Below are 411 nucleotides of genomic sequence, written 5' to 3'. Positions count from 1 at the left end.
CAAAGCTTTGCGGCAGTAACTAGCCCAGCTATTAAGGGTTACACGCCAGACCAGGCTGAAATTGGGGCACAAACTGTGAGTGGTGACGCTAGTGATCTTGACTTCACGGTGGTTTATACCAAGGATGCGCCAACAAAACCAGTTAATCCAAGTCAACCAACGACGCCAGCAAAACCAGTTAACCCAAGTCAACCAACGACGCCAACAAAACCAGTTAACCCAAGTCAACCAACGATGCCAGCAAAACCAGTTAACCCAAGTCAACCAACGACGCCAATAAAGCCGATTAACCCAAGCCAATCAACGACACCTGTTAAGCCGGTTCAGGCTGGTCAAGCAGCGGCTACTAATTTTGTGGATCAACGGTTGCCTCAAACTGATGAAACTGATCAACAACACATGACGCTGAGT

The 411-nt window shown here is 48.2% G+C and carries 1 pseudogene; it reads left to right on the top strand.

The features are described from left to right. Window positions 1-411, top strand: a pseudogene (locus MZO40_RS17065) (adhesin); the annotation flags it as partial.

The sequence above is a fragment of the Lactiplantibacillus sp. B652 genome (genome assembly GCF_023806745.1).
Classification (GTDB): domain Bacteria; phylum Bacillota; class Bacilli; order Lactobacillales; family Lactobacillaceae; genus Lactiplantibacillus; species Lactiplantibacillus pentosus.
Note: the sequence above shows the minus strand (reverse complement) of the source record. Positions and strands in the feature narration are given on the sequence as shown.